This is a genomic window from Paenarthrobacter sp. YAF11_1, assembly GCF_052113445.1.
GTDB lineage: Bacteria > Actinomycetota > Actinomycetes > Actinomycetales > Micrococcaceae > Arthrobacter.
In genome coordinates, this window is sequence record NZ_JBFRDF010000001.1 from 177,900 (window position 1) to 201,826 (window position 23,927).

A 23,927-nucleotide genomic window follows, 5' to 3' on the forward strand; every position below is an offset into this window, starting at 1 on the left:
CCCGGGCTCATGTGCCGCAGGCCACTAGAATCGAAAGCATGACTGCCGCAGATCGTTTGCCCACTTCTTCCGCGCCAAGCCACCAGATCATCAAAGGCACGATTGTCAGTGACGGCGAGGTGGTGGAGGACGGCCTTGTTGCCATCGAAGGCGACAGAATCGCCTATGCCGGAGCTGCTGCTGGCTTTGATCCGGAATCATTTGAAGGTTTCCAGAGCGCTGTCCGGTTGGGAGTCCCCAGCGGCAGCTACCTGATTCCCGGACTGGTGGATGTTCACTGCCACGGTGGCAATGGCGGCGATTTCCCAGGCGGGGAAGAGGCATCGGCGCGCAAAGCCGTCGACTTCCTGCACCGTTCGGGAACAACAACGTTCCTGGCCAGCATGGTGACCGCTCCCCCGGAGGACCTACTCCGTGGCATCCAGCTGTATGTAAAGCTGGCGGACGAAGGCCTCGTAGCCGGAATCCACCTCGAAGGCCCGTTCTTGTCCCATGCCCGCTGCGGAGCCCAGAACCCGGACTACTTGCTGGAACCGGACCTGGAACTGATGGAGGAGCTCGTCGGCGCTGCAGCCGGCAAGCTGGCCACCATGACCTATGCTCCCGAGCTCCCGGGCGCTGCCGCGCTGGTGGACCTGATGACCTCCCACGGTGTCACTCCCTCCCTCGGCCACACGGATTGCGACGACGCCACGGCGGCGGCGTCGCTGGCCGCCGCCCGCGAAGGACTGGAATCAGCAGGATTCGACGGCGTCAGCTCGCTTCCCACTGTGACGCACCTTTTCAATGGGATGCCTCCCCTGCACCACCGCGCGCCGGGCCCCGTTGCTGCCTGCCTGCGGATGGCACAGGAGGGAAAGGCCGTGGTGGAGCTCATCGCCGACGGCACTCATTTGGATCCCAGCACGGTAGCTACGGTCTTCCAACTGGTAGGAGCCGCCAACATTGTCTTGGTGACGGACTCCATGGCCGCCGCCGGCCTTTCGGACGGCAGCTACATGCTGGGTCCCTCTCCTGTGACCGTCAGCGATGGTGTCGCCACGTTGGATGCCACAGGGTCAATTGCAGGCGGCACCGCCACCCTCCTGGAGGTTGTCCGCAAAACCGTAGCGGCCGGCGTCGGACTTTCCGACGCCGTTTGTTCCGCCACGACGGTTCCTGCAGCTGTCCTTGGACTTTCCGACGAAATAGGTGGACTGCGCCGTGGCCTGCGGGCGGACCTCGTTGTGACAAACGAAGATCTTGAACTCACCAGCGTGATGCGCAACGGCCTGTGGCTTCACAGCGCAAATTGAATGCGCGCGTTACCTTCTTTTTACCGAAAATTTTCCAGAATTGCCCAAAAGACCGTTGACCTCCGGCAGGGCACATGAAAGTGTTGTAGCAGTCTTTGTGTAGGTGGTTTTCATGCTCGCAAGACGAGTTGCGAGCGTGAAGCTCCTGCGAAACCAACCGGTATCCCCGGACGGAATCCAAGGTCTTCTCGCGGAGTAACAAAGCCGGTACGAGGTGTATCGGACTGATGTTCCACAATGAGGAGAAATACATGGCACTGGGAACCGTCAAGTGGTTCAACGCTGAAAAGGGCTTCGGCTTTATCACCCCGGATGACTCGGATGGGGACGTTTTTGTTCACTACTCCGAGATCCAGACCGGTGGCTTCAAGACCCTCGATGAGAACCAGCGCGTTCAGTTCGAGATCGGTCAGGGCGCCAAGGGCCCCCAGGCAACCGGCGTTACCGTCGTCTAGCCTTACCTGTTGAATTCTGCTGGTTGCAGATTCAACAAACACATTGACCCCGGCTTTCGAGTCGGGGTCAATGTGTTTAAGGCCAGTAATGTCTGATATTTCGACAACGCCTGTTACTAACCATGAAGAAAGTCGAACTGGTCCTGGTGAATGGGGGTTGACTATTCAAGCAACGAGGGTCCGGAGAAGCCGCGCCGAATGCCGTACCGACAATCCGGGGAGATAGGCGCGGCTTAGTGCCCGCCCCATTGCCGGAAGGTGCAACGGGTCTTGGTAATACAGGTACAACGTTCGGTACTCGGGCTGGAATCTCGACTTAAAAGAAGCCAGTGACCTGAATCCATAAACGGGTTCCAGTGCCTGCCCCACAGCATCCAGAATTCCCGCCAGGCCCTCAGCCTGCTGTTCGATCTCGCCCTTCTCCCTGGCCAAGGGCGAACCGGACAGTGAGATGACCTCTACGGAGCCACGCAAGTGCAGGATGGCCGAGGCAATCAGGAATTCCATGACTCCCGGGAAGGTGTCCCCACGCCGCCTCATGAAGTCCAGCGTCCAACTGACAACCTGGCCATCCTCGTAAACCGGAAGCCAACTGGTGACCCCGTACACGAAACCGGCCTCATCGACGGCAACGCAGCACAGGACGTCGTCGTCCTCCAATTCGTCCAGGCCGCCCAAGGTGAAGCCCATCTCGGGAATCTTCTTTTGGGCCGCCCACTCCTCAGACACCTCAGTGACTTGGGCGCGCACGCCATGCGAGAGTTCTGAGTAGCGGCCCCAACTGGCCCTTATCCCCAGTTTTTTGGCGCGGTTCAGTGATGTCCTGACGTTCTGCCACTCCTTGCCCCGGAATTCCAAGTCCCTGATCCGCAGGCGGGTTTCCTGGGCAACAGCCACCCTGCGGAACCCCCGCGTTTGAAGCATGGGCCACAGCTCATCCGTGCAGGAGTAGAAGCACGGTATCAACGCCTGCTGGGTGCAGTACTCGAGGAAACCCCTGGCGGTTTCCAGACGATGTCCCGACGACCCAAACGGGCCAGCCAGCGTCAAGGCCACGTGACCATGCTGTTGGTAAGCCACTCCCCCGGTGCCCTCACCGTTGAACCAATATTTGTTGGGTTCCCAGAGCGCCATCCAAGACAAGGAGTCACCCCCGGACTTGACCAGGGTGCGGGCTCTCTGGCGGGCTTGGTGGTCGAGTCCGCCGGAGTGGTGTCCACGGATGAGCAGGATCCATACGCCCACCAGCGCCACCAACCAGAACACCGTTCCGGAGTAGGAGAAAAGGAACACCTCCAGGACATCACGTTCGGCGAAGACCTTCCGGTAAACGCCCGGCAGTGGAACGGGGAGGTACTGCCTGGCCAATTCTGCAGCCAATCCCAGCAAGCCGCCGTCACGGTCCATGCCGCCGGACGCCAACCACACCGCGGTGTAGGCGATGCCAAGCCCTGCCCCGGTCAGGCCCACCAACCAGAAAATCCTGCGCCGGAGTCGATCCGAGGACACCACCCGGAAGTGGCCTCGGTAGACAAAAAGCAGCACAGCCAGCCCCAGCGGCACCAGGACGAGCGGGATCAGGTGCACCACGGCCGAGTTCAGCATCGGCACGTGGGGACGTCCCTGCAGCCTGGGCATCCCGGCAAAGAGGCCGAGGTAGATCGCTGACAACACCACCACTACCAGCTGGACCGCAATCGCGATCCCCAAGGCCAACCTGCGTCCACGCCTCATGCCGTCGGCACAAATGAGCAGCAAGACTACGGGCACCACTGCCAGCGCCAAACCCCACGGGCCGGTATAGCCTTGGCGGCCCACCTCCAAACAGGCAACATCAATGGTTCCGCCGCAACTGCTTTCCAACTGGCTGAGCGTGGGCAAAGGATTCAGGATGACGTCCCGCAGCAATGCGAGGGGACCGGACGGACTCTTCGCCGCAGCGGTAACGATGGGCCCCACAGCGAAGATTGCCATGGTCAACGACAGAAGGTTCCGCACTTCCCTGCCCGTAGAGCGATGCAGATGGAGATGCCCCTGGCTGCTTTGCATCCACCACCCGGCGGCCAAGCCGATCAAGGCCCCCAGGAAACCCACCACAGTCTCGGCGTGCCCCACGTAGAGCACCAAGAGCAAGGAGACCGAAAGGGCCACCGTGCGCAGGCGCCGTTGCCACAGCGAAGGGAGCAGGGCGCTGGCCGCCAAAGCAGTCGCCAGAGCTGCGCCATAGGGACCGATCAGCCGGGTGTCTGCCATCCGTGACAGCCAGCCGTCATCTGAGTGCTGCGCCACCTGGGTGACCAAGAGGAAAGCCGAAACGCAGGCGAACTGAGCGCCCAGGAACACACCCGCCGTTTTGAGTGATCCAAGGTGCCGCTCGGCAAGCCCCAGAAGAAACACGATCATGAGGACCGCTGTGGCATAGGCCAACGGATTGGTGGTGAAGAACAGCGATGTCCAGATGGACCACCATTCTCCCGACCGCAGACCGTCAAGTGATACGCCTGCGAAAGCAAGCCACCGTTCCGGCGGACCGGACAGGAAACTGCCCGAAACCAGGGATAACGCCACAAACAAGCTCAGCACCAGCAGGGTGAACGGTGTGGCACGCATGTGCTTGCCCGCCTGCAGCATTGCCGGCTTGATCACACCCTTGAGGGCACGGCTCATGGGGACAGCCCCCAGCGGTCGGCAAGGAAACCCAAGGCACCAGGCATTCCCCGGACAACCGCGTCCCAGGAATGTCCTGCATGCTGAACGGAATGTTCTTCTGTTGCGAAGCCCGCGCTCCGGGCCGCCTCAGCGAGCTCATGCATGTAGTCGGTGAACTCGTGGTCCGTTTCGCCGGCCGTGAGGTAGGCACCGCTTCCCGCATAAGTGCGTTGCTGCATCAAGGCCAAAGGCGTCCTCGACTCGAAAGCCGCTGCATCGCCGTCGAACGAGTCCTGAATGGTCTTGATTCGATCCTTGGCCAACGCAGGTTCCCGTTCCGCCGAGAACGCGAGCACTGTGGGGAAGAGCTCCGGGTGGGCTGTACCCATCTGCATGGCACATGTTCCCCCAAACGAGAAACCGCCCACGGCCCACAGCTGAGGGTCATTGGAAACATCCAGCGTGGAGGTGATCCAGGCCGGAACATCCTTGGAGAGGTATGTGTCCGCAGGGGCAATCAGGCTATCCATGCACATGGTGTTGGCGCCGCTTGACCCGTTCGGATCCACCACCACCGTCACCGGAGCTACTCCGTGGTGGGCTTCAGCGAAGCGGTCAAGTTGGGAACGGAGTTGGCCGCCCGTCAACCAGTCGGCCGGGCCACCGGGCTGCCCTGAGAAAAGCACCAGCACAGGCAGCTTGGGGCGGGGTTCAGCCTGATACGCGGGGGGAAGGTAGATGTACGCTTCCCGTGCAGTGAAACCGGAAGTGGTCCCGGGGATGTCGGCCCTGCGCAAAATACCGTTGGCCGGCATGGACTCCGGCGCTTTCCACCCCTTAAGGGCGGGGCCGGGCTTACTGTCCGGACTCCGTTGAAGGCCGGCCTCCAGCGGCTGAATGCGGGCCACTGCAGTACCCAGCAAATCTCCTACCGAGTTGTTCAGCCCGAAGTAGAGATTCACTTGGACCGCACTCAAGAGGACGACCCCCAGCATCGCCAGGACGCTGAGGGAGCGGCCTTTACCGGAGTTACGTGGAAAGCGGGCTGCGCAAAGAAGGACAGCCGCGACAGCCGGCACAGACCAAGCGAGAGTCTCAAAGGGCAGGTTCTCTGAAAAAGTGGCCATGAGGTCCACCAGGATCCAGTGGACCAACGCCACGATGCCTGCAGAAACAGCGAGAGAGCCCACGACAACCAGGGGCCAGGATCGTCGTCGTCGCCATAGCAGGTACATTCCACCGGCAGCACCGCAAGCAATGCTGAACCAGAGGAACGGACCACCAACCAGGCTGACGTCGGAAAGAAAATCCATAACGCCTAGCGCCAGGTACCGACGCCGATGACCGGACCGGCCTCCAGCCAGGAGGACAACCCTGCATAGGCGTCGAAGTTCATGGCGAGCATGAACTTCTTGCCCTCGTACTGCAATTCAACAACCACAACGCCGGGCTGCACCCTGACGAGTTCATCTTCCGTGGGTTGGCGGCGGCCCAACAGTTCCAGCGAACTGCGCGTAAATCTGTGCTTGGGGATCACGCTCAAGGACATCAAGCGGAACCACTCCAGCTCATTGTCCTGATAACGACAAACCCCCATCTGCCAGCTGTTTCCAGCCGTGCAAATGGAGGCGTCTACCGTGCCCAGGGCACGCCGCAGGTTGAAGCGGCGCACCCCGAACAGGCACAGTGAAATGATCAGCAACGTAAACGCTGTTGCCAGGGCGATGAACGGAATAAGGGAATCGTCCATCAAGGTCGTGCTATCGGATCCCCGCTGTAGCCGCTTCGCCCAATTTGGCGTTGTCAGCAACAATGACCACGCGATCGTTGTCAACGGAGAAGAACCCGCCGTCGACAACTACCGCAATACGGTCACCGGAAACCGGCTGGATTGCCAGCTCGCCCTCGGCCAGGATGGCCAGAAGGGGCGAGTGGCCCGGCAGGATTCCGATTTCACCATCGCTGGTGCGGGCCTTCACCATCTTGGCCGCGCCGGACCACACGAAGTGGTCCGCTGCGACAATCTCAACCTCGAGCTCAGCCATACTACTTGGTCTGTTCCTGGATCTTGGCCCACTGGCGCTCGACGTCATCCAGGCCGCCGACGTTGAAGAACGCCTGCTCTGCAATGTGGTCCAGCTCGCCGTCGCAGATGGCCGTGAAGCCTTCCACGGTGTCCTTGATGGACACGGTGGAACCCTCGACGCCGGTGAACTGCTTGGCGGTGTAGGTGTTCTGGGAGAGGAACTGCTGGATACGACGTGCACGCGACACGACGATCTTGTCCTCTTCAGACAGTTCGTCAACACCGAGGATGGCGATGATGTCCTGGAGTTCCTTGTTCTTCTGCAGGATCTGCTTAACACGGACAGCCGTGTTGTAGTGATCCTTGCCGATGTACTGGGGATCCAGGATGCGGGAAGTCGACGTCAGCGGGTCAACGGCCGGGTACAGACCACGGGATGCGATTTCACGGGAAAGTTCCGTGGTCGCGTCGAGGTGTGCGAAGGTCGTGGCCGGGGCCGGGTCGGTGTAGTCATCAGCCGGCACGTAGATGGCCTGCATCGACGTGATGGAGTGACCCTTGGTGGACGTGATGCGCTCCTGGAGGAGACCCATCTCATCGGCAAGGTTGGGCTGGTAGCCCACAGCGGACGGCATACGGCCGAGCAGCGTGGAAACTTCCGAGCCTGCCTGGGTGAAGCGGAAGATGTTGTCAATGAAGAGCAACACGTCCTGGTTCTGGACATCGCGGAAGTACTCCGCCATGGTCAGGGCCGACAGGGCTACGCGCAGACGCGTTCCCGGCGGCTCATCCATCTGACCGAATACAAGGGCGGTGTCCTTGAGGACGCCTGCCTCTTCCATTTCAACCCAGAGGTCGTTACCTTCACGGGTACGCTCGCCGACACCGGCGAATACGGAAGTACCACCGAAGTTGCGGGCAACACGGGTGATCATTTCCTGGATCAGAACGGTCTTGCCAACGCCGGCGCCGCCGAACAGGCCGATCTTTCCACCCTTGATGTACGGGGTGAGAAGGTCGATGACCTTGATACCGGTCTCGAGCATCTCCGTGGAGCCCTCGAGGGACGCGAAGGCCGGAGCCTTGCGGTGGATCGGCCAGTAGGCGTCAGCCTTGATCTCGGACTCTTCGACGTCCAGCGGCTTGCCGAGAACGTTGAAGATGTGGCCCTTAACGCCGTCGCCGACGGGCACGGAGATCGGAGCGCCGGAGTCCTGGACAGTGGTACCGCGGACGAGTCCGTCGGTTGCCTGCAGGGAGATGGCGCGGACGAGGTTGTCACCCAGGTGCTGGGAGGTCTCGAACGTGATGGTCTTCGTCTGGCCGTTGAGAGTGATCTCAGTGGTCAGAGCGTTGTAAATCGAGGGGATTGCGTCAGCCGGGAATTCGACGTCGACAACCGGACCAATAACACGGGCAATGCGGCCGGTGGCACCGGCCGTTGCTACGTGTTCGGTAGCAGTGGCAGTCATCTCTCTCACTTCACTCAGTAGATGGCGTGGGGTTAAGTTTATCTGTTTGTTGCAGGTGCGGCTTCGAACCGAATCCGGTGCAGGCTAGGACGCGAGGGCGTCGGCGCCGGCAACGATTTCGGAAAGCTCCTGCGTAATCTCGGCCTGGCGGGCCGTGTTGCGAAGGCGCGTGTACTTCTTGATCAAATCGGTAGCGTTGTCACCGGCCGACTTCATGGCACGCTGGCGGGCTGCGAGCTCGGAAGCAGCGGCCTGCAGCATGGCTGCGAAGATGCGGGACTCGATGTAACGCGGAAGCAGTGCGTCAAGCACCTGCTCTGTTTCCGGTTCAAACTCGTACAACGGCAACAGCTCGGATTCCGAGGCTGCTTCCTCTTCGACGACCTCCAACGGGAGCAAACGGATAACCGTGGGCTCCTGCGTCACCATCGACTTGAAGCGGGTGTAGACGACGTGGATCTCATCCACGCCACCCTCTTCGAAGTCAGTGGAGAAGTCTTCGAGAAGTGCAGCTCCGACTTCCTGTGCGGTTTCGAATTCCGGTGCGTCCGTGCCACCGGTCCATACGCGGGTATATGACCGGTTGCGGAAATCGAAGTACGCCTGCGCCTTGCGGCCAACCAGGTACGCCTTGACTTCCTTGCCTTCTGCGTGAAGAAGCTCGGTGAGACCTTCAGCCTGCTTGAGCACGCTCGCGGAGTACGATCCTGCAAGGCCACGGTCCGATGTAATGATCAGGACTGCGGCGCGGCGGATCTGCTCCGGCTCGGTGGTCAGCGGGTGGTCGATTTCGCTCTGAGTTGCGACAGCAGAAACGGCGCGGGTAATCGCGTTCGCGTAGGGCAGTGAAGCTGCTACGCGGGCGCGGGCCTTACCGATGCGCGAGGTAGCGATCAGTTCCATCGCCTTGAAGATCTTGCGCATCGACGTCGTCGAGCTGATCTTCTGACGGTAGACCCGAATCTGGGCTCCCATACTTATCCTTTCCTAAGTTCCCGATGTGCTGCCCTGCCGGGGCCCTTGCGGACCCCGGCAGGGCAGGTGATCGGAACTAGCGCTTCTGCTTGACGATCTTTTCCTGGTCGACGTCGCCGCCGGAGATCGCTGCGTGCTCTTCGTGGCCGGCGCCAACCAGGTGGTTGTCGCCTTCTCCGAAGAAGCCCTTCTTGAAGGAAATGATGGCTTCCTTCAAGGCTGCAGCGGTGTCGTCATCCAGGACGTTGGTCTGAGCCAGCGTGGTCAGGATGGAGGACTTGTGCGCGAGGTGCTCCAGGAACTCGGACTCGAAGCGGCTGATGTCCTCAACCGGAACGTCGTCCAGGTAACCCTTGGTACCGGCCCAGATGGATACAACCTGGTTCTCAACCGGGAACGGTGAGTACTGGCCCTGCTTCAGCAGTTCCATCAGGCGTGCACCACGGGTCAGCTGCTGACGGGAAGCAGCATCCAGGTCCGAGGCGAACATGGCGAATGCCTGCATGTCGCGGTACTGGGCCAGGTCCAGCTTCAAGGTACCGGAGACCTTCTTCATGGACTTGACCTGTGCAGCGCCACCAACGCGGGAGACGGACACACCGACGTCAACAGCAGGACGCTGGTTGGCGTTGAAGAGGTCCGACTGGAGGAAGATCTGGCCATCGGTGATGGAGATCACGTTGGTCGGGATGTATGCGGAGACGTCGTTAGCCTTGGTTTCGACGATCGGAAGACCGGTCATCGAACCTGCACCGAGCTCGTCGGAGAGCTTGGCACAACGCTCCAGCAGACGGGAGTGCAAGTAGAAAACGTCACCCGGGTAAGCTTCGCGTCCCGGCGGACGGCGAAGCAGCAGGGAAACTGCACGGTAGGCTTCGGCCTGCTTGGACAGGTCATCGAAGATCACCAGTACGTGCTTGCCGCCGTACATCCAGTGCTGGCCGATGGCCGAGCCTGCGTACGGTGCAAGGTACTTGAAGCCAGCGGGGTCCGATGCCGGGGACGCCACGATGGTGGTGTACTCCAGCGCGCCGTGATCCTCGAGGGTCTGGCGGACGGCTGCGATGGTGGAAGCCTTCTGGCCGACACCAACGTATACGCAGCGAACCTGCTTGGTGACATCTCCGGAAGCCCAGTTGGCCTTCTGGTTGATGATGGTGTCCACGGCGATGGCGGTCTTGCCGGTCTGGCGGTCACCAATGATCAGCTGACGCTGGCCGCGGCCGATCGGGATCATGGCGTCGATAGCCTTGAGGCCGGTCTGCATCGGTTCGTGAACCGACTTGCGTTCGGTAACGCCCGGAGCCTGGAGTTCCAGTGCACGGGTGCCCTCGGCCTTGATCTCGCCGAGGTCGTCGATCGGCTGGCCCAGCGGGTCGACAACGCGGCCCAGGAAGGCATCGCCAACCGGAACGGACAGGATCTCACCGGTACGGTGAACTTCCTGGCCTTCTTCAATACCGGTGAAGTCACCGAGGATAATGACACCGATCTCGCGGACGTCAAGGTTCTGGGCCAGGCCCAGCGTGCCATCTTCGAAGCGAAGCAGCTCGTTCGCCATGACCGAGGGAAGACCCTCAACACGGGCGATGCCGTCACTTGCGGTGGTCACACGACCAACCTCTACGCGCTCTGCGTTACCGGGTTCGTAGGACGCCGCGAACTCGTTCAACGCATTACGGACGTCGTCGGCGTTGATGGTCAATTCGGCCATCTGCAGTCCCTGCTCTCCTGTTTTCGTGATCATCGTTGCTCACGATGACCGGGTTTTATATCAGTTAAGTTGTGCTTAGTCTGGCTAGCCAGCGAGCTGACGGCGGAGTTCGGACAGGCGGGCGATAACCGAAGCATCGAGCACTTCGTCACCAACCTGGACACGGATTCCACCAATCAGGGCGGGGTCAACGTTGAGGTTGACCTTCAGTTCGCGGCCGTACAGGGCGTCAAGCCCGGCCTGCAGACGGCTGGCCTGCGTTTCCGTCAACGGACGGGTAACGCTGACAGTTGCAATCCAGCGCTGCTGACGCTTGGCTGCAAGCTTGGCGAAAGAATCGACGAGCTTGCTCGGCTTGACACCGCGCGGCTGCGTAACTGCCTGGCTGATGAGAACCTTTGCTTCCTCGCTGCTGCCAGGAACAAGCTTCTCGGCCAGTGCAATCTTCGCCGCAGGGGATCCCTGCGGCTCAGACAGAGCACGTTGTACTTCGTGGCTGGAGGCGACGATCTGGTTGAAGGCAAACAGATCGTTTTCCAGCTCTTCCAGCCCCGTGATACCGGAGGCAGAAACGGCCGACTTGTTTTCAGCTACGGCAATAACAACCGTGGCGGCAAGCGTCTCGAGTGCATCGCCGATATCACGTGCCGATGCCCAGCGTGAGCTGGCCAGTCCGCCCGCAATTTCAGCAGCATCAGCGGAGACTTTCCCGCCAACCAGCTGCTTGACCAGCGCCGACTTTTCGTCTCCACTGCGGGACGGGTCAGTCAGGGCGCGGCGCAAGCCAGCCGAGCTGTCCACCGTTCCCAGGATTCCGAAGAGGTCCTTAGCCAACTGCAGCGAGGCGAAGGGAAGCTTGGCTTCCAACTGCGCCAGTGCTGTGGTCAGCGATTCGCTCGATATACCTGCCATTACTTAGCTGCACCTGCGCTCTGGGTCTCCAGATCTGCAAGGAAGCGGTCCACAACGCGTGCGGCACGCTGGTCGTCGGTGAGTGCTTCACCAACGATGCGGCCGGCCAGCGTGGTGGCCAGGGTGCCTACCTCGGAACGAAGCGAGACAACAGCTGCCTGGCGCTCCGATTCGATGGCAGCGTGTGCCTGCTCGGTGATGCGTGCAGACTCCGCTGCAGCCTTGGCCTTCAGGTCCGCAAGGATCTGGGCGCCTTCGGCGCGTGCTTCTTCGCGGATGCGGTTGGCTTCGGCGCGGGCATCGGTGAGCTGCTGCTTGTACTCTTCAAGAGCTGCAGAAGCTTCCGCCTGGGCCGCTTCGGCCTTTGCAATGCCACCTTCAATTGCTTCGGCGCGCTCTGCGAAGGTCTTCTCGAACATCGGGACAATGAACTTGACCACGATGTACAGGAGGACCGCAAAGCCGACGAGGACGACGCCCATTTCCCAGACATTGGGAACGAGAGGGTTGGCGGCCTCTTCGCCTTCAGTGGCGGCTGAGATGATCAGCTGATTCATATTTCACCCGTCCTATCTACTCGGTTGCGGAATTCGCTTCGTTCTAAATCCGAAGACTAGAGAACGAACGCGAAGACGAGTCCGAGGATGGCGAGAGCTTCGGTCAGTGCCAGACCAAGGAACGCGATCGGCTGCAGCACGCGCTGAGCTTCCGGCTGACGAGCAACACCGTTGATGTAAGCCGCGAATACGAGACCCACACCGATACCACCGCCGATTGCGGACAGACCGTAACCTACGAGGTTGAGATTGCCTTCCATTTTTTTCCTTTCAAGATGCCACCCATGTGGCAGGTTGTTTGGTTTACTTCAATCCCCATCAGGGGAAGATTTTGTGCCTAGTGGCTGTCGGCGTGCAGGGCGCCTTCAATGTAGATCGCGGTCAGCAGGGTGAACACGTAAGCCTGCAGGGCCATAATCAGTGCCTCGAGCATGTACATGGCGACAGCGCCGACGAGGACCAGAACCGAGGTGCCCTTCAAGAGGACGTTTTCCTGCATGACCAAGTACTCGATGCCGGAACCGGCGAGCATGACGATCAAGTGGCCTGCCAACATGGTCGCGAACAGACGGAGGCTGTGAGTGACGGGGCGGACCAGGAAGTTGGAGATGATTTCGATCGGTACCACGATCGGGAGGATGTACCACGGAACACCCGAAGGAACGGTGGCGAGCTTGAAGTACTTCAGTCCGTTCTTCTTGATGCCGATGATAATCCAGGTGAAGTACACGATGCCGGCCAGCACATAAGCTCCACCGACGTGGGAGAAGCTCGGGAGCTGAATGACGGGAATCGCGCCATAGATGTTGTTCACCAGAATGAAGAAGAACAAGCTGAACAGCAGCGGGACGTACTTGATGAAGTCCTTGCCGCCGATGATGTCCTTGGCGATGCTGTTGCGGACGAAGCCATAGGCCATCTCGCCTGCGAACTGCAGCTTGCCGGGAACCAGCTGCTGCTTTCGTGCAGCGAGGATGAAGAATGTAGCGATAATGACGACCGAAAGGATTACCAGCAGCATCTGCTTGGAGAATCCGTCGTGCGCACCCCAAGGCAGGATTGCCGGCAGGTGCATTTCGTCGATTCCGGGTGGGGTGAATGACCCCGAATCCTGGGCGGGGAGCGCAAGCGCGATCAACGCGTTTCCTCTCTGCTGTGTCCATCATTGGGCATTGGTTGGAATCCGGGCGCGTTGGACGCATCCGTATTCCATGTGAAATTATTTGGCATTACTGTCCCCGTCCGTGGACGGACCGCTGTCTGCGTTGCTCTCGCCAGAAGAAGAGCTTTGCCTCGTGAGGCCGTGCATATGGGAAAGATAGAACCCTCCTGCGGCTCCCAGCAGAGCGCCAAGGAGCACAATCCAGCGGGTCCCCCACAGATTATCCAGACCCCAGCCTATCAAACTCCAGACAATGATCCCGCCAACGATGTAGCTGAAGACGGCGATGCCGGCGTTGTATCCGCCGTCGTTTCCGGCTTCCGCGGTTTCATTGGCTTTTCCAGGTTGCTGGGCTTGTGCGGCCGGGCGTGAATATCGCTTACGCGGAGACATCCGGGCCACCCTTCTTTTCTTCAGGATCGTTGTAGATCTGAAGGCGGGCCTTGCTGAAACCATAGATTTCTGCCGCCTGCCAGAAGACAACGGTGACCACGGCGCCAATCAGGAACCAGCGTTGGTGGAGCCAATCCGGCGCACCGAGCACAAACAGTACTACGGCAAAGCCGACCACTTTGATGAAATACGTAGCAACAAAGAGGCCAACAGCACCTGAAGGGTTGTTGCGGCCTACATAGTGGCCGATCAAAAGGCTGATGCCAAAGAAGAGCATGACCAGTGCGGCGCCGAACGCCACTGAAAGGGCGCCCTGACCGCCGTTCATCACGGCCGCGATCACGCAGGTGACTGCAGTGGCCGCGACTGCGGCCGAGGCACTCAGAAGAAGCAACCGCAGCCAGAGGTTCGACGTCTCACCGGAGACTCCAACACCACGTTTACCGGACGGGCGTCCGGTTTCGGCGTTGGATGTCATGGGGATACCAATCCTCGTGGCACAGGTGCCATATTCTCAAAGTGGGGTTACGGGCGAGTGACTGTCCGCAGAAAGAATTCTACATGAGATAGAACTGTGACGATAACCAGCCGTCACAACTACTCCCCCGGACGCGCCGAGTTACGTGTGAAGTAGGGCCACGCAGTCACAGCGGCCATGATCAGCGCCGCCGCGATGACCACAATGAGCACAATCTGCCACGGGAAGACGGCGAATGCGACGCCACCGAAAGCCAGGATGCACGTCCAGACATACAGCATGACAACGGCGGCGCGGTGCGAGTATCCGAGGTCCACCAGTTTGTGGTGGAGGTGCCCACGGTCTGCCGACCACGGCGACTGACCCCTCGCAGTCCTGCGGACCACCGCCATCCCGAGATCCAGGAGGGGCAGGGACAGAACCGCGAAAGGCAGCAAGATCGGAACAATCGTAGGGATGCCGTTGGCACGGTCATACAGTCCCGAGCCGATCTGCCCCGTCGCTACGACGCCGGCTGACGCCATGAGCAGCCCGATGAGCATGGCCCCCGAGTCACCCATGAAGATTTTTGCCGGGAACCAGTTGTGTGGCAGGAACCCGATGCAACTTCCCACCAGGATGGCCATCAAGAGGGTCGCAAGGTCTGAGTTGTCGGTGGATGGATTGTTCCTGTGGACCCAATAGGCCGTGAGGAAGAAGGCGCCGCCACCAATGATGGCCACTCCCGCTGCCAAACCGTCCAGCCCGTCAATGAAGTTGACGGCGTTCATGGTGGTGACAATGAGTCCCGCAGTGAGCACAATCTGAAGGATCTCAGACTCAAGGAAAATCGGTTCCGGGATGAATGGCACCACCGACATCCGGACGCCCCACAGTGCCACGATTAAGGCGGCAGCGCCCTGGCCCAGCAGCTTGATCCACCACCGGATGTCCAGGATGTCATCTGCCACCCCTACGGCTACGATCACCACAGCACCGGCCAGGATCCCCCAGGGCGCATCGTTGTGCCTGAAAATGTCCTTCACGAAGAAAGAGTTGCTGGCAACTACCAAGGCGACGAAGAAGCCCGCAAAGATGCCCAATCCCCCGAGCTTGGAAATCAGGGCGGAGTGCATGTCGCGGCTGCGGATGGGACGGTACAAGCGCAGTTTGTTTCCGGCCACGCGGGCACCCCACGTTCCCGCGTAGGACACCACGGCAGCCGTGAGTGCCATCAGCAGATACATGATCATGATGCGGCTCCCGGGAGCAGCCCGCCCACTGTTCCGGAAATGGCAATGTACTGACGCTGCCGACGCGTCGCCTGAAAGCCGGTGGTTTCCGGGCACCTTGAGGTGTGGAATTCTGTGTGTGGATAAATGGAACTACTCCGTCGCCATGCCTGCACCGGCTGTGCCGAATGTTGCGGGATTTCTGTGGACTCTAGTCACGATACTAATGCCAACGGCCGTGACCACCCTGTGACGCAGCCGCAAGACCCCCGCCTGTTTGACTGGGTTGTAGCTGCGTATCTGTCAGCTGGCTGGCCCTTGGACGTTCCGCAACGCGTAGATTCCCTCAAGCACCTGCGCATTGGAACGCGGTGCTTTGAAGCTGTGGCGCAGGCCCTTGAGAAGCCCGCCCAGCAGCACTTTGCGGTTGGGCGAGGCCGCGATGGTGCGGGTCCAGTTACGCAACGACGCGCCAGTGAAAAGAACTTTTTCCCACGGCGCCAAGGCACTGGAACGGGTGTAAACCCACAGCTTGTTCCGAACCTCGTAGTAGAAGCGCGGTCCAGGGTCAGCACCGGCGTCGCCGAAGACCTTGGTGTGGTGATTGGCCACCGAAGCTTCCGTGGTCAGTGCTGTTCCCCTGCGCGAGACCCTGGCAGTGTATTCAAGGTCGTCGTTCCAGATGAAGTAGTCCGCGATGGGCAGGCCGTATTTCCTGATCTCTTCGGCACGGATCAGCACGGAGACGAAGGAAGCACTGCGAATCTGCGTGGCACCGACGCGTGCAGCAGCGGTACGTGCTTCTTCGCTGGCACCCATCCGGGGACGCATACGGTTCATGGGGTGGTCCCGGCCGTCGGTCCAGACCACGCGGCTGGCAACGAAGGCCGGCGTATCTCCTGTTTCCTGCTGATAAGCAGTGGAAACATCCAGCGCTTCGGAAAGGGCGGCTGGTTGGGGTTCTGTGTCATCGTCCATGATCCAGACGTGATCCGCGCCGTGATCCAGCAGGGCGCGTTCCATTCCGACCACAAATCCACCAGCACCGCCCACATTGGCGGTGAGCGTGACTACGTCCGTAGCCAACGGCCCCTGATAGTCCCGCAGGTACTCTGCGGTTCCGTCAGTGGAGGCGTTGTCCACCACGACGACGGCGTCCGGAACCCGGGTGCCGGCCGCGATGCCCGCCAGAGTGGTCTGGAGGAGTTCATGCCGGTTATAAGTCACCACGACGGCGACCACAACAGCTTGGGACGTCATTTACTTGCCTTTGGTCTTGGGTGATTGAAAACGGCGCCGAACCAACAGGCCGGCAAGCTTCCACGGCTCAAGGAAAACTCTGTAGGCAACCCGGCCCGGGTGGAGGACCAGCCGCCAGGCCCATTCGAGCCCCAGCCTCCCCAGCCAGCGCGGCGCCAGTTTCTGGATGCCGGCAACTTGCTCGATAGCGCCTCCAACGGCGCAATACGTAGCCGGCGGCAATTCCCCCAGCCGGCGATGCAGGACATGTTCCTGGAGCGGCATCCCCAGACCCAACAGCACCAGCTGCGGCCGGAAGGTGCCCAGCCAGCCCACTACGGCGTCTTCGAGCGCGTCATCCCAGCCCTCGCCGGGCATACCGTCCACCGTGGCGCCGGGAATGATGGAACGCAGGCGGGCCACCGCTTCGGTATTGGCCTCCCGGCCGGCGCCGATCACAGCAACCCGCTGCAATCCGGGAACCTTGCCGAGTTCAGGGATCCAGTCCATGGAGCCCAGGCGGTACGCCATGGCCCCTTCGCTCAAGGGCAAACCCTGCCGCTTCCGGGAAACCCCCCACAGCAACGTGGCGGGGGCCCCATCCAGGAGGATTATCGAGCTCTTCTCATACAGGGCGCGGACATCCGGACAGGAATGGAACAGCGTGATGCTGTGCAGGTTGTGGCCGAGTACTGTGCTTGTGGTCCCCGCAGCAATGAGCCCGCCAATGGCCTCAATGAGTTCATTGACGCGCAACGGAGTAGCGTCGACGTCGAGGACGGGGACGCGCTGGCGGTCCGGAATCATTCGGACTTGGCTTCTCGTGAGGCCGGCGGCTCCACATCGCTGCCAGCAGTCAAGTCGTCGTCAGGCGTCGGTTCGACGACGGCGGTTTCCGTCACTTCAAACGGGGCGTCGCCCACGGTGGCTGTCTCCGCGACAGGCTCAGCCCCCGGAACTGCCTCATCCGCGACGGCTGTTTCTTCAGCCCCTTCTTCGGCAACCGCTTCTTCAGATGCTGTCGCTTCAGCAGGTTGCTGAACGTCTGCGAATACAGACTCGCCAAAGCCGAGGAGGGTCGGAACGATCGCACGGAGGCTTTCCAAGGAGATGGCTCCTTGGCGAACTACTCGGAACGGGGTGGCAGTTGCGTCCACAATCGTGGACGGCAGCGCCGCCGTACCTTCCACGGGCCGGAATCCGCCCTCAAGGTACACGTCTACGGATTCGGCCAGTTGCATGCGCGCTTCCGAAGCGGTCTGGGCTGCTTCCTGGCCTGTGCGGTTGGCCGATGATACGGCCAGAGGGCCCGTGAGCCCGAGGAGTTCCAAGGCAATCTGGTCGTCGGGCATACGCAGGGCAACGGTGCCCTTGGTCTCGCCCAAATCCCAGTCCAAAGACGGCTGTGCGTGGAGGATCAATGTCAGCCCGCCGGGCCAAAATGCCTGCGCCAGCGCGCGGGCGTCGGCCGGTACATCTGTGGCCAGGCCATCAAGGGCGTTGATCCGGGGAATCAGCACGGGAGGAGGCATCTGCCGGCTGCGTCCCTTGGAGGCCAGCAACATCGTCACAGCCAAGGGCGAAAAAGCATCCGCGGCAATGCCGTATACCGTGTCCGTCGGCAGCACGATGCACTTCTTCTCGCTGATGGCACGCTGAGCGTGCTGAAGTCCCTCGGCACGCTGGTCATCGGAAGTGCAGTTGTAGGTTGTGGTCACAGCGCTATTCTTTCACTCATCAGGGGCGGTGCTTGCCAGCACCGCGCTGGTGGCACGTTCCTTGCCGTTCAGGTCGAAATGCGTGGTGACGTTGTTCCAACGTCCCGTGCGGCGCAGCATCCCGGCGATCCAGCCGGCTTGGACTTCTGCGTGTTCCATCACGAAGTAGCCGCCGGGCTTCAGGAGCCGGGCCGCGGAGGCCGCTGCCGCCGTCGGGAGTTCCATGCCGTCCGCTCCCCCACCGTACAGTGCCTCGGGAGGATCGTGGAGCGCGACTTCTGGTTCTGTGGGTATCGCCTCCGCCGGGATGTACGGCGGGTTGGAGACGACGACGTCGAAGGTTCCGTTATGTTCGGGCAGCGCGTCCCGGAGGTCGCCCTGCACGAGGGTGACGCCCAGCGGTTCGAGGTTCTTCGCCGCCCAGGCATGCGCAAAGGTACTGTATTCCACGGCATGGACGTCAGCGCCCGGTACCTCGTGGGCAATCGAGCCGGCGATCGCACCGGATCCGGTGCCAAGGTCCACCACTTTGGGGTTCGGCATTCCTGCCACGTGGTCAATGACCAACTGGACCACCGACTCCGTTTCAGGCCGGGGAATGAAAACGCCCGGACCCACGCGCAACTCAAGGTACCGGAAATAGGCGACGCCGGTGATGTGCTGCAGGGGAACACGTCCCGCCCGCTCCTGCACCAGTTCTCCATAGCCATCCGGCGCGGGAGCATCGCCCAGCAGCATGGCCCGCAGGCGTCCCAGCCCCACACCCAGCAGGTGTTCGGCAAGCAACTCCGCGTCCACGCGTGGCGTGGGGACACCGGCCTCGGTGAGAACGGCAGTGGCCTCGCGAACTGCGTCCGCGAGGCTCTGGCCTTGGTAAAACGTCATGGATCTACTCTGCTGTTGATGTGCGGCAGGGTGCTATTCGCCGATGGCGTCCAGTCGTGCTTGCTCGTCCGCCTCAATGGCCGACTGGATCACCGGCTCCAGGTCACCGTTCATGACGGCGTCGAGGTTGTACGCCTTGTACCCGGTACGGTGGTCCGCAATGCGGTTTTCGGGGAAGTTGTACGTGCGGATGCGCTCCGAACGGTCCATGGTGCGGATCTGCGACTTGCGCTGCTCCGAGTTGGCGGCGTCGATCTGTTCCTGCTGGTGGGCCAGGAGGCGGGCACGGAGAACGCGCATGCCGGCTTCGCGGTTCTGCAGCTGGGACTTCTCGTTCTGCATGGCCACCACGATGCCCGTAGGCAAGTGGGTGATGCGGACAGCGGAGTCGGTGGTGTTCACGGACTGGCCACCCGGACCCGAGGAACGGTAGACATCGATCTTGAGATCGTTCTGGTTGATCTCAAGCTCTTCGGGCTCGTCTACCTCGGGAAGCACCAGCACGCCGGCAGCCGAGGTGTGGATGCGGCCCTGGGATTCGGTAACGGGCACGCGCTGCACACGATGCACGCCACCTTCGAACTTCAAACGCGCGAAGACGCCCTGCGCGGGATCGTTGGAGTTGCCCTTGATGGCCACGGCAACATCCTTGTAGCCACCAAGATCGGATTCGGTGGCCGAAATCATTTCGGTCTTCCAGCCCCGAGATTCGGCGTAGCGCATGTACATGCGCAGAAGGTCGCCGGCGAACAAAGCAGCTTCGTCGCCACCTTCGCCGCCCTTGACTTCAAGGATGACGTTGCGGGCGTCGTCGGGATCACGAGGAATCAGCAGACGGCGCAGACGCTCCTGCGCAGCGGGAACCTGCTCCTCCAACTGCACAACTTCTGCGGCGAATTCGGGATCCTCATCAGCCATCTCTTTGGCTGCTTCCAGATCATCATTGAGCCCGCGCCACTTGTTGTACGCCTCCACAATGCCCTGAAGCTGAGCGGACCGCCGCCCCAACTTCCGGGCCGCAGACTGATCGGCATAAACAGCAGGATCACTCAGCTGCGCCTGAATAGCAGCATGCTCATCAAGCAATCCCTGTACGGACTCAAACATTTTCAAACCTCTTTCGACTTCTACAAGTCTAATAACTGCATCGTGGGGTCACGCACAGCCCATCTGGGGCCCACTGGGCCGTTTCTGACCTCACGTGGTGTCGGGCCAAGGATTCCTTAAACAAAGACCGCTCAAAATATGCCGGCCACGGAGTGGCTTCGGGCCTGCCGGAGCCGGGTAGCTTCCGATCGTAGATCGGAAGCTACCCGGCGTAGGGGCGGGGCCGGCATATTTTGAGCGGTTAGAGCACAGCTACTTGTCGTTGTCCGACTTCGCTCCGAGCGTGGTCTTCTGAACCTGCATGAGGAACTCGACGTTGCTCTGCGTCTCCCGGATCTTGTTGGTCAGCAGCTCAAGGCTCTGCTGCTGCTCCAGGCCGGAAAGGACGCGGCGCAGCTTCCACATGATCTTTACTTCTTCGGGCGAGAGCAGGTTCTCTTCGCGGCGCGTACCGGACGCGTTGACGTCCACGGCCGGGAAGATGCGCTTGTCCGCCAGCTGGCGGGACAGGCGGAGCTCCATGTTGCCGGTGCCCTTGAACTCTTCGAAGATGACTTCGTCCATCTTGGAGCCGGTCTCAACGAGGGCCGTTGCCAGGATGGTCAGCGAGCCGCCGTTTTCGATGTTGCGGGCAGCACCGAAGAACCGCTTGGGCGGGTACAGGGCTGCGGAGTCCACACCACCGGACAGGATACGGCCGGAGGCCGGTGCTGCCAGGTTGTAGGCGCGGCCAAGACGGGTCATGGAGTCCAGCAGGACTACAACGTCCATACCCATTTCCACGAGGCGCTTGGCGCGTTCAATGGAAAGTTCGGCAACCGTGGTGTGGTCGTCGGCGGGACGGTCGAAGGTGGAAGCAATGACCTCACCCTTGACGGTGCGCTGCATGTCCGTGACTTCTTCAGGACGTTCGTCAACCAGAACCATCATGAGGTGAACCTCAGGATTGTTGGTGGTGATGGCGTTCGCGATGGACTGCAGGATGAGCGTCTTACCGGCCTTCGGCGGGGAGACGATCAGGCCACGCTGACCCTTGCCGATCGGGGCCACGAGGTCAATGACACGCGGGCCGATCTTCTTGGGGTCAGTCTCGAGGCGGAGGCGCTCGGACGGGTACAGCGGTACGAGCTTGGCGAACTCGACGCGGTCCTTGAGCTCTTCCGGAGTCTTGCCGTTGACGGAAGTGACGCGAACCAGCGCGTTGAACTTCTGTCGGGCAGACTGCTGGCTGCGGTCTTCGCCGTCACGGGGTGCGCGGATGGCGCCGACAACGGCGTCGCCCTTGCGGAGGTTGTACTTCTTGACCTGTGCCAGGGAGACGTAAACGTCGTTTGCCCCGGGGAGGTAGCCGGACGTACGGATGAACGCGTAGTTCTCCAGGACGTCCAGAATACCGGCTACGGGAAGCAGGACGTCGTCCTCGGTGACCTCGACGTCGTCGACATCCGGTCCCTGCGCGCGGCCACGGCGACGTTCGTTGCGGTCGCGGAAGCGGTCGCTGCGGGTGTTTCCGTCACGGTTGTCCTGACCTCCCCGACGGTCGCTGCGGTCGTTCTGGTCGTTGCGGTCACGACGGTTGCGGCGGTTGCGGCGGTTGCCGGTGTCATCGCCGTCGTTGTTCTCTTCACGGCGGCCGCGGGTGTTGTCACGGCGTTCGCGCTGCTCGCCCGAATCTGACTGTTCGCGCTGTTCGGTGCGGTCGGCACGCTGCTCACGCTGCTCGGTGCGGTCGGCACGCTGCTCACGCTGCTCGGTGCGGTCGGCACGCTGCTCGGTGCGGTCAGCACGCTGCTCGGCTGCGGGGGCTTCGGCTGCTTCAACAGGTGCTGCAGCAGCTTCGCCACGGCGGCGGTTGCGGGTGCGCGGTTGGCGACGCTCGGTGCCGGACTCAGCCGCTTCAGGTGCTGCCGGTGCTTCAGCAACCGGCGCAGCTGCGGTCTCAGCAGGCGCAGCAGCGGCTTCAACAGCAGCTACCACACCATCACTGGTGGCGCGGCGGCTACGCCCACGACCACGACCGCGGGGAGCTTCCTGGGCCGGAGCCTCGGAAGTTGCCTCGGCAACGGCACCGTTATCGGAAGCCTTGCCCTTGGACTCACCTGAAGCCTTGGCTTCCACTGCCGGGGCCTCCTTGGCCACCGCAGTGGTTCCCTTTGCCGAGGCGCTGGCCTTGGCGGGTGCCTTGGTGGTGGAGGTGCCGGCGCGATGGGCGGAAATGGCGGTAACCAGATCCCCCTTGCGCATACGCGATCCCCCGGAGATGCCCAACTGGCTCGCGAGAGCCTGAAGCTGGGCGAGCTTAAGGCCTGCAAGGCCGCTGCTCTTGGTGGTTGCTGCTGTTGACGACTCAGCAGCAGAAGATGTTGTGTCCACAGCTGAAGCCAGCTCAGTGGTTTCTGTCACGAAGGATCCTTCCCCCTCGACGGCGTCCAGAGCGAGAGCTGGACGCGATGATTTGTTCTGGGCTGCAGTTCAGATCTGCAGCCGGTGATTGGGCCGTGCCTGATGGATTGTGGCCAACAGGGCCGGATACTGATCGCCATCACTGGATCCGGTTGCCCGGACAGCCGGCTGAATGTTCAGGAAACAGAGAGATCTCGGCACCTGAGACAGGCCGGAAAGAGACGACACCACCAACGTTGGCACAGTTGACGAAAGGTACGGCGAAACACCGAGATCCAAAATCAGGGAACTGCCCGCGGCTTTACCGGCGGTGCACTTCCACTCTAGCACCTTGAACGTCCACAGCCAGCGTCATCACGCGCCAGCCAATGTCGGGTGTGTTGGACGCCGTGTAGGACTCAATGAAATCAGCAACAGTGGCGGCTTCGCTTTCCCCGTTGGCCAGCACCATCACAGTAGGTCCCGCACCGGAAACAACGGCCGCGTGGCCTGCGGACCGAAGCGCCGCGATGAGGTCGGCGCTGGGGCGCATAGCCTGTGCACGGTAGCTCTGGTGGAGGTAGTCCTCGGTCGCAGGCAACAGGAAGGACGGCTGCGCCGTGAGGGCGTGGATCAGCAGGGCGGCGCGTCCGGAATTCATGGCCGCTGCATGATGGCCCACGGATGCCGGGAGCAAACCGCGCGCGGTCTCCGTGGACAATTCGAAGTCCGGGACTGCGACTACGGGGACAACCGACGGCGCGACGTCTGCTTTGGTACTGCTGTACTGCTCGCTGTCCTGCCAGGACAGCGCCAGTCCGCCGAAAATCGCGGGTGCGACGTTGTCCGGGTGGCCTTCCATCTCGCTGGTCAACTGCAGGATCCAATCGCGATCCTTCCGCGATTCCTCCGGTACCAAGGCGTTGGCGGCGGTCACAGCTGCTACCACGGCAGAAGCCGAGGATCCGAGGCCACGTCCGTGGGGATTGACGTTGTCCGCGGTGATTTTCAGCCCGGAATGCTGGTAGCCGAGGCGATCCAGCGCAAGATCAATGGCGCGCACCACGAGGTGGCTGGAATCCCGGGGAAGGGTTTCGGCCCCTTCACCGGAGAGCTCGAACTCAAGCTCTCCGGTGCTGAGGGTTTCCACCGTCAAGGTGTCGTAAATAGACAAGGCCAAGCCGAGGCTGTCGTAGCCGGGGCCCAGGTTGGCGCTTGTACCGGGGACCTTGACGGTCAGCCGCTGGCCTGCCGCGACGAGCGCACGATCAGTCGCGGTGGGCTGCGTTGATTCCAC

The 23,927-nt window shown here is 61.4% G+C and carries 23 protein-coding genes; 2 read left to right on the forward strand and 21 right to left on the reverse strand.

Annotated features, from left to right (window positions below; all coding sequences use genetic code 11):
- Positions 1-38 precede the first annotated feature (38 nt).
- Positions 39-1,295 (forward strand): N-acetylglucosamine-6-phosphate deacetylase, encoded by a 1,257-nt coding sequence (gene nagA / locus AB4Y77_RS00850; RefSeq protein ID WP_311213501.1) that lies wholly within the window; start codon positions 39-41, stop codon positions 1,293-1,295.
- A gap of 251 nt (positions 1,296-1,546) precedes the next feature.
- Entirely contained in the window at positions 1,547-1,750 is a 204-nt protein-coding gene (locus tag AB4Y77_RS00855; RefSeq protein WP_018776337.1) for a cold-shock protein, read from the forward strand.
- Between the two features lie 165 nt (positions 1,751-1,915).
- On the opposite strand, the gene AB4Y77_RS00860 is transcribed toward AB4Y77_RS00855, so the two are convergent.
- From AB4Y77_RS00860 to thrB, 21 genes are all read right to left on the reverse strand, one after another.
- Positions 1,916-4,417, reverse strand: a complete 2,502-nt coding sequence (locus AB4Y77_RS00860) for a bifunctional lysylphosphatidylglycerol flippase/synthetase MprF (RefSeq protein WP_442012699.1) — start codon at positions 4,415-4,417, stop codon at positions 1,916-1,918.
- On the reverse strand, positions 4,414-5,712 hold the full coding sequence (locus AB4Y77_RS00865; protein ID WP_442012700.1) for an alpha/beta hydrolase: 1,299 nt from the start codon (positions 5,710-5,712) through the stop codon (positions 4,414-4,416). Before AB4Y77_RS00865 ends, AB4Y77_RS00860 begins: the two co-directional genes overlap by 4 nt.
- A gap of 5 nt (positions 5,713-5,717) precedes the next feature.
- Positions 5,718-6,149, reverse strand: coding sequence for a DUF2550 domain-containing protein (locus tag AB4Y77_RS00870; RefSeq protein ID WP_089595530.1), 432 nt, complete (start codon positions 6,147-6,149; stop codon positions 5,718-5,720).
- Between the two features lie 10 nt (positions 6,150-6,159).
- On the reverse strand, positions 6,160-6,444 hold the full coding sequence (locus tag AB4Y77_RS00875) for a F0F1 ATP synthase subunit epsilon (RefSeq protein WP_026540143.1): 285 nt from the start codon (positions 6,442-6,444) through the stop codon (positions 6,160-6,162).
- 1 nt (position 6,445) lies between these two features.
- A complete protein-coding gene (gene atpD / locus AB4Y77_RS00880) occupies positions 6,446-7,897 on the reverse strand; it encodes a F0F1 ATP synthase subunit beta (RefSeq protein ID WP_089595532.1) in 1,452 nt (483 codons plus the stop codon).
- A gap of 84 nt (positions 7,898-7,981) precedes the next feature.
- On the reverse strand, positions 7,982-8,872 hold the full coding sequence (locus AB4Y77_RS00885; protein ID WP_089595533.1) for a F0F1 ATP synthase subunit gamma: 891 nt from the start codon (positions 8,870-8,872) through the stop codon (positions 7,982-7,984).
- Positions 8,873-8,948: 76 nt separating this feature from the next.
- The gene (gene atpA, locus AB4Y77_RS00890; protein ID WP_089597491.1) at positions 8,949-10,586 is read right to left on the reverse strand and encodes a F0F1 ATP synthase subunit alpha; all 1,638 of its coding nucleotides are present in this window, start codon (positions 10,584-10,586) and stop codon (positions 8,949-8,951) included.
- An 84-nt stretch (positions 10,587-10,670) separates the two neighbouring features.
- On the reverse strand, positions 10,671-11,498 hold the full coding sequence (locus AB4Y77_RS00895) for a F0F1 ATP synthase subunit delta (RefSeq protein WP_311212658.1): 828 nt from the start codon (positions 11,496-11,498) through the stop codon (positions 10,671-10,673).
- Positions 11,498-12,055, reverse strand: coding sequence for a F0F1 ATP synthase subunit B (locus tag AB4Y77_RS00900; RefSeq protein WP_026540138.1), 558 nt, complete (start codon positions 12,053-12,055; stop codon positions 11,498-11,500). The genes AB4Y77_RS00895 and AB4Y77_RS00900 overlap by 1 nt, the downstream gene beginning before the upstream one ends.
- Positions 12,056-12,111: 56 nt before the next feature.
- A complete protein-coding gene (gene atpE, locus AB4Y77_RS00905; RefSeq protein ID WP_009356484.1) occupies positions 12,112-12,315 on the reverse strand; it encodes an ATP synthase F0 subunit C in 204 nt (67 codons plus the stop codon).
- Between the two features lie 77 nt (positions 12,316-12,392).
- On the reverse strand, positions 12,393-13,193 hold the full coding sequence (gene atpB / locus AB4Y77_RS00910; RefSeq protein ID WP_026540137.1) for a F0F1 ATP synthase subunit A: 801 nt from the start codon (positions 13,191-13,193) through the stop codon (positions 12,393-12,395).
- Between the two features lie 81 nt (positions 13,194-13,274).
- Entirely contained in the window at positions 13,275-13,610 is a 336-nt protein-coding gene (locus tag AB4Y77_RS00915) for a hypothetical protein (RefSeq protein ID WP_311212659.1), read from the reverse strand.
- Positions 13,597-14,088 carry a hypothetical protein gene (locus tag AB4Y77_RS00920; RefSeq protein ID WP_311212660.1) on the reverse strand — a complete coding sequence of 164 codons (492 nt, stop codon included), beginning with the start codon at positions 14,086-14,088 and terminating at the stop codon, positions 13,597-13,599. Before AB4Y77_RS00920 ends, AB4Y77_RS00915 begins: the two co-directional genes overlap by 14 nt.
- Positions 14,089-14,207: 119 nt before the next feature.
- A complete protein-coding gene (locus AB4Y77_RS00925; RefSeq protein ID WP_442012701.1) occupies positions 14,208-15,320 on the reverse strand; it encodes an MraY family glycosyltransferase in 1,113 nt (370 codons plus the stop codon).
- A gap of 282 nt (positions 15,321-15,602) precedes the next feature.
- Positions 15,603-16,559 carry a glycosyltransferase gene (locus AB4Y77_RS00930; RefSeq protein WP_442012702.1) on the reverse strand — a complete coding sequence of 319 codons (957 nt, stop codon included), beginning with the start codon at positions 16,557-16,559 and terminating at the stop codon, positions 15,603-15,605.
- The gene (locus AB4Y77_RS00935; RefSeq protein WP_311212663.1) at positions 16,560-17,345 is read right to left on the reverse strand and encodes a WecB/TagA/CpsF family glycosyltransferase; all 786 of its coding nucleotides are present in this window, start codon (positions 17,343-17,345) and stop codon (positions 16,560-16,562) included.
- Positions 17,342-18,256, reverse strand: coding sequence for an L-threonylcarbamoyladenylate synthase (locus AB4Y77_RS00940; RefSeq protein WP_442012703.1), 915 nt, complete (start codon positions 18,254-18,256; stop codon positions 17,342-17,344). Before AB4Y77_RS00940 ends, AB4Y77_RS00935 begins: the two co-directional genes overlap by 4 nt.
- Positions 18,257-18,268: 12 nt before the next feature.
- A complete protein-coding gene (gene prmC / locus AB4Y77_RS00945) occupies positions 18,269-19,141 on the reverse strand; it encodes a peptide chain release factor N(5)-glutamine methyltransferase (protein WP_442012704.1) in 873 nt (290 codons plus the stop codon).
- A gap of 33 nt (positions 19,142-19,174) precedes the next feature.
- On the reverse strand, positions 19,175-20,248 hold the full coding sequence (gene prfA / locus AB4Y77_RS00950) for a peptide chain release factor 1 (RefSeq protein ID WP_311212666.1): 1,074 nt from the start codon (positions 20,246-20,248) through the stop codon (positions 19,175-19,177).
- Positions 20,249-20,500: 252 nt separating this feature from the next.
- Complete coding sequence (rho, locus tag AB4Y77_RS00955; RefSeq protein ID WP_442012705.1) at positions 20,501-22,651, reverse strand: transcription termination factor Rho; 2,151 nt, start codon at positions 22,649-22,651, stop codon at positions 20,501-20,503.
- A gap of 301 nt (positions 22,652-22,952) precedes the next feature.
- Positions 22,953-23,927: a homoserine kinase gene (gene thrB, locus AB4Y77_RS00960; protein ID WP_311212668.1), complete on the reverse strand. Its 975-nt coding sequence runs from the start codon at positions 23,925-23,927 to the stop codon at positions 22,953-22,955.

What these genes read in the sequence shown, in the direction of transcription:
- atpA (WP_089597491.1), bottom strand. Translation starts at nt 10,586, where the DNA reads ATGGCCGAATTGACCATCAACGCCGACGACGTCCGTAATGCGTTGAAC.
- AB4Y77_RS00860 (WP_442012699.1), bottom strand. Translation starts at nt 4,417, where the DNA reads ATGAGCCGTGCCCTCAAGGGTGTGATCAAGCCGGCAATGCTGCAGGCG.
- nagA (WP_311213501.1), top strand. Translation starts at nt 39, where the DNA reads ATGACTGCCGCAGATCGTTTGCCCACTTCTTCCGCGCCAAGCCACCAG.
- AB4Y77_RS00870 (WP_089595530.1), bottom strand. Translation starts at nt 6,149, where the DNA reads ATGGACGATTCCCTTATTCCGTTCATCGCCCTGGCAACAGCGTTTACG.
- atpD (WP_089595532.1), bottom strand. Translation starts at nt 7,897, where the DNA reads ATGACTGCCACTGCTACCGAACACGTAGCAACGGCCGGTGCCACCGGC.
- AB4Y77_RS00875 (WP_026540143.1), bottom strand. Translation starts at nt 6,444, where the DNA reads ATGGCTGAGCTCGAGGTTGAGATTGTCGCAGCGGACCACTTCGTGTGG.
- AB4Y77_RS00865 (WP_442012700.1), bottom strand. Translation starts at nt 5,712, where the DNA reads ATGGATTTTCTTTCCGACGTCAGCCTGGTTGGTGGTCCGTTCCTCTGG.
- AB4Y77_RS00915 (WP_311212659.1), bottom strand. Translation starts at nt 13,610, where the DNA reads ATGTCTCCGCGTAAGCGATATTCACGCCCGGCCGCACAAGCCCAGCAA.
- AB4Y77_RS00920 (WP_311212660.1), bottom strand. Translation starts at nt 14,088, where the DNA reads ATGACATCCAACGCCGAAACCGGACGCCCGTCCGGTAAACGTGGTGTT.
- prmC (WP_442012704.1), bottom strand. Translation starts at nt 19,141, where the DNA reads ATGACGTTTTACCAAGGCCAGAGCCTCGCGGACGCAGTTCGCGAGGCC.
- AB4Y77_RS00855 (WP_018776337.1), top strand. Translation starts at nt 1,547, where the DNA reads ATGGCACTGGGAACCGTCAAGTGGTTCAACGCTGAAAAGGGCTTCGGC.
- AB4Y77_RS00935 (WP_311212663.1), bottom strand. Translation starts at nt 17,345, where the DNA reads ATGATTCCGGACCGCCAGCGCGTCCCCGTCCTCGACGTCGACGCTACT.
- AB4Y77_RS00895 (WP_311212658.1), bottom strand. Translation starts at nt 11,498, where the DNA reads ATGGCAGGTATATCGAGCGAATCGCTGACCACAGCACTGGCGCAGTTG.
- atpE (WP_009356484.1), bottom strand. Translation starts at nt 12,315, where the DNA reads ATGGAAGGCAATCTCAACCTCGTAGGTTACGGTCTGTCCGCAATCGGC.
- AB4Y77_RS00925 (WP_442012701.1), bottom strand. Translation starts at nt 15,320, where the DNA reads ATGATCATGTATCTGCTGATGGCACTCACGGCTGCCGTGGTGTCCTAC.
- prfA (WP_311212666.1), bottom strand. Translation starts at nt 20,248, where the DNA reads ATGTTTGAGTCCGTACAGGGATTGCTTGATGAGCATGCTGCTATTCAG.
- AB4Y77_RS00885 (WP_089595533.1), bottom strand. Translation starts at nt 8,872, where the DNA reads ATGGGAGCCCAGATTCGGGTCTACCGTCAGAAGATCAGCTCGACGACG.
- AB4Y77_RS00900 (WP_026540138.1), bottom strand. Translation starts at nt 12,055, where the DNA reads ATGAATCAGCTGATCATCTCAGCCGCCACTGAAGGCGAAGAGGCCGCC.
- AB4Y77_RS00930 (WP_442012702.1), bottom strand. Translation starts at nt 16,559, where the DNA reads ATGACGTCCCAAGCTGTTGTGGTCGCCGTCGTGGTGACTTATAACCGG.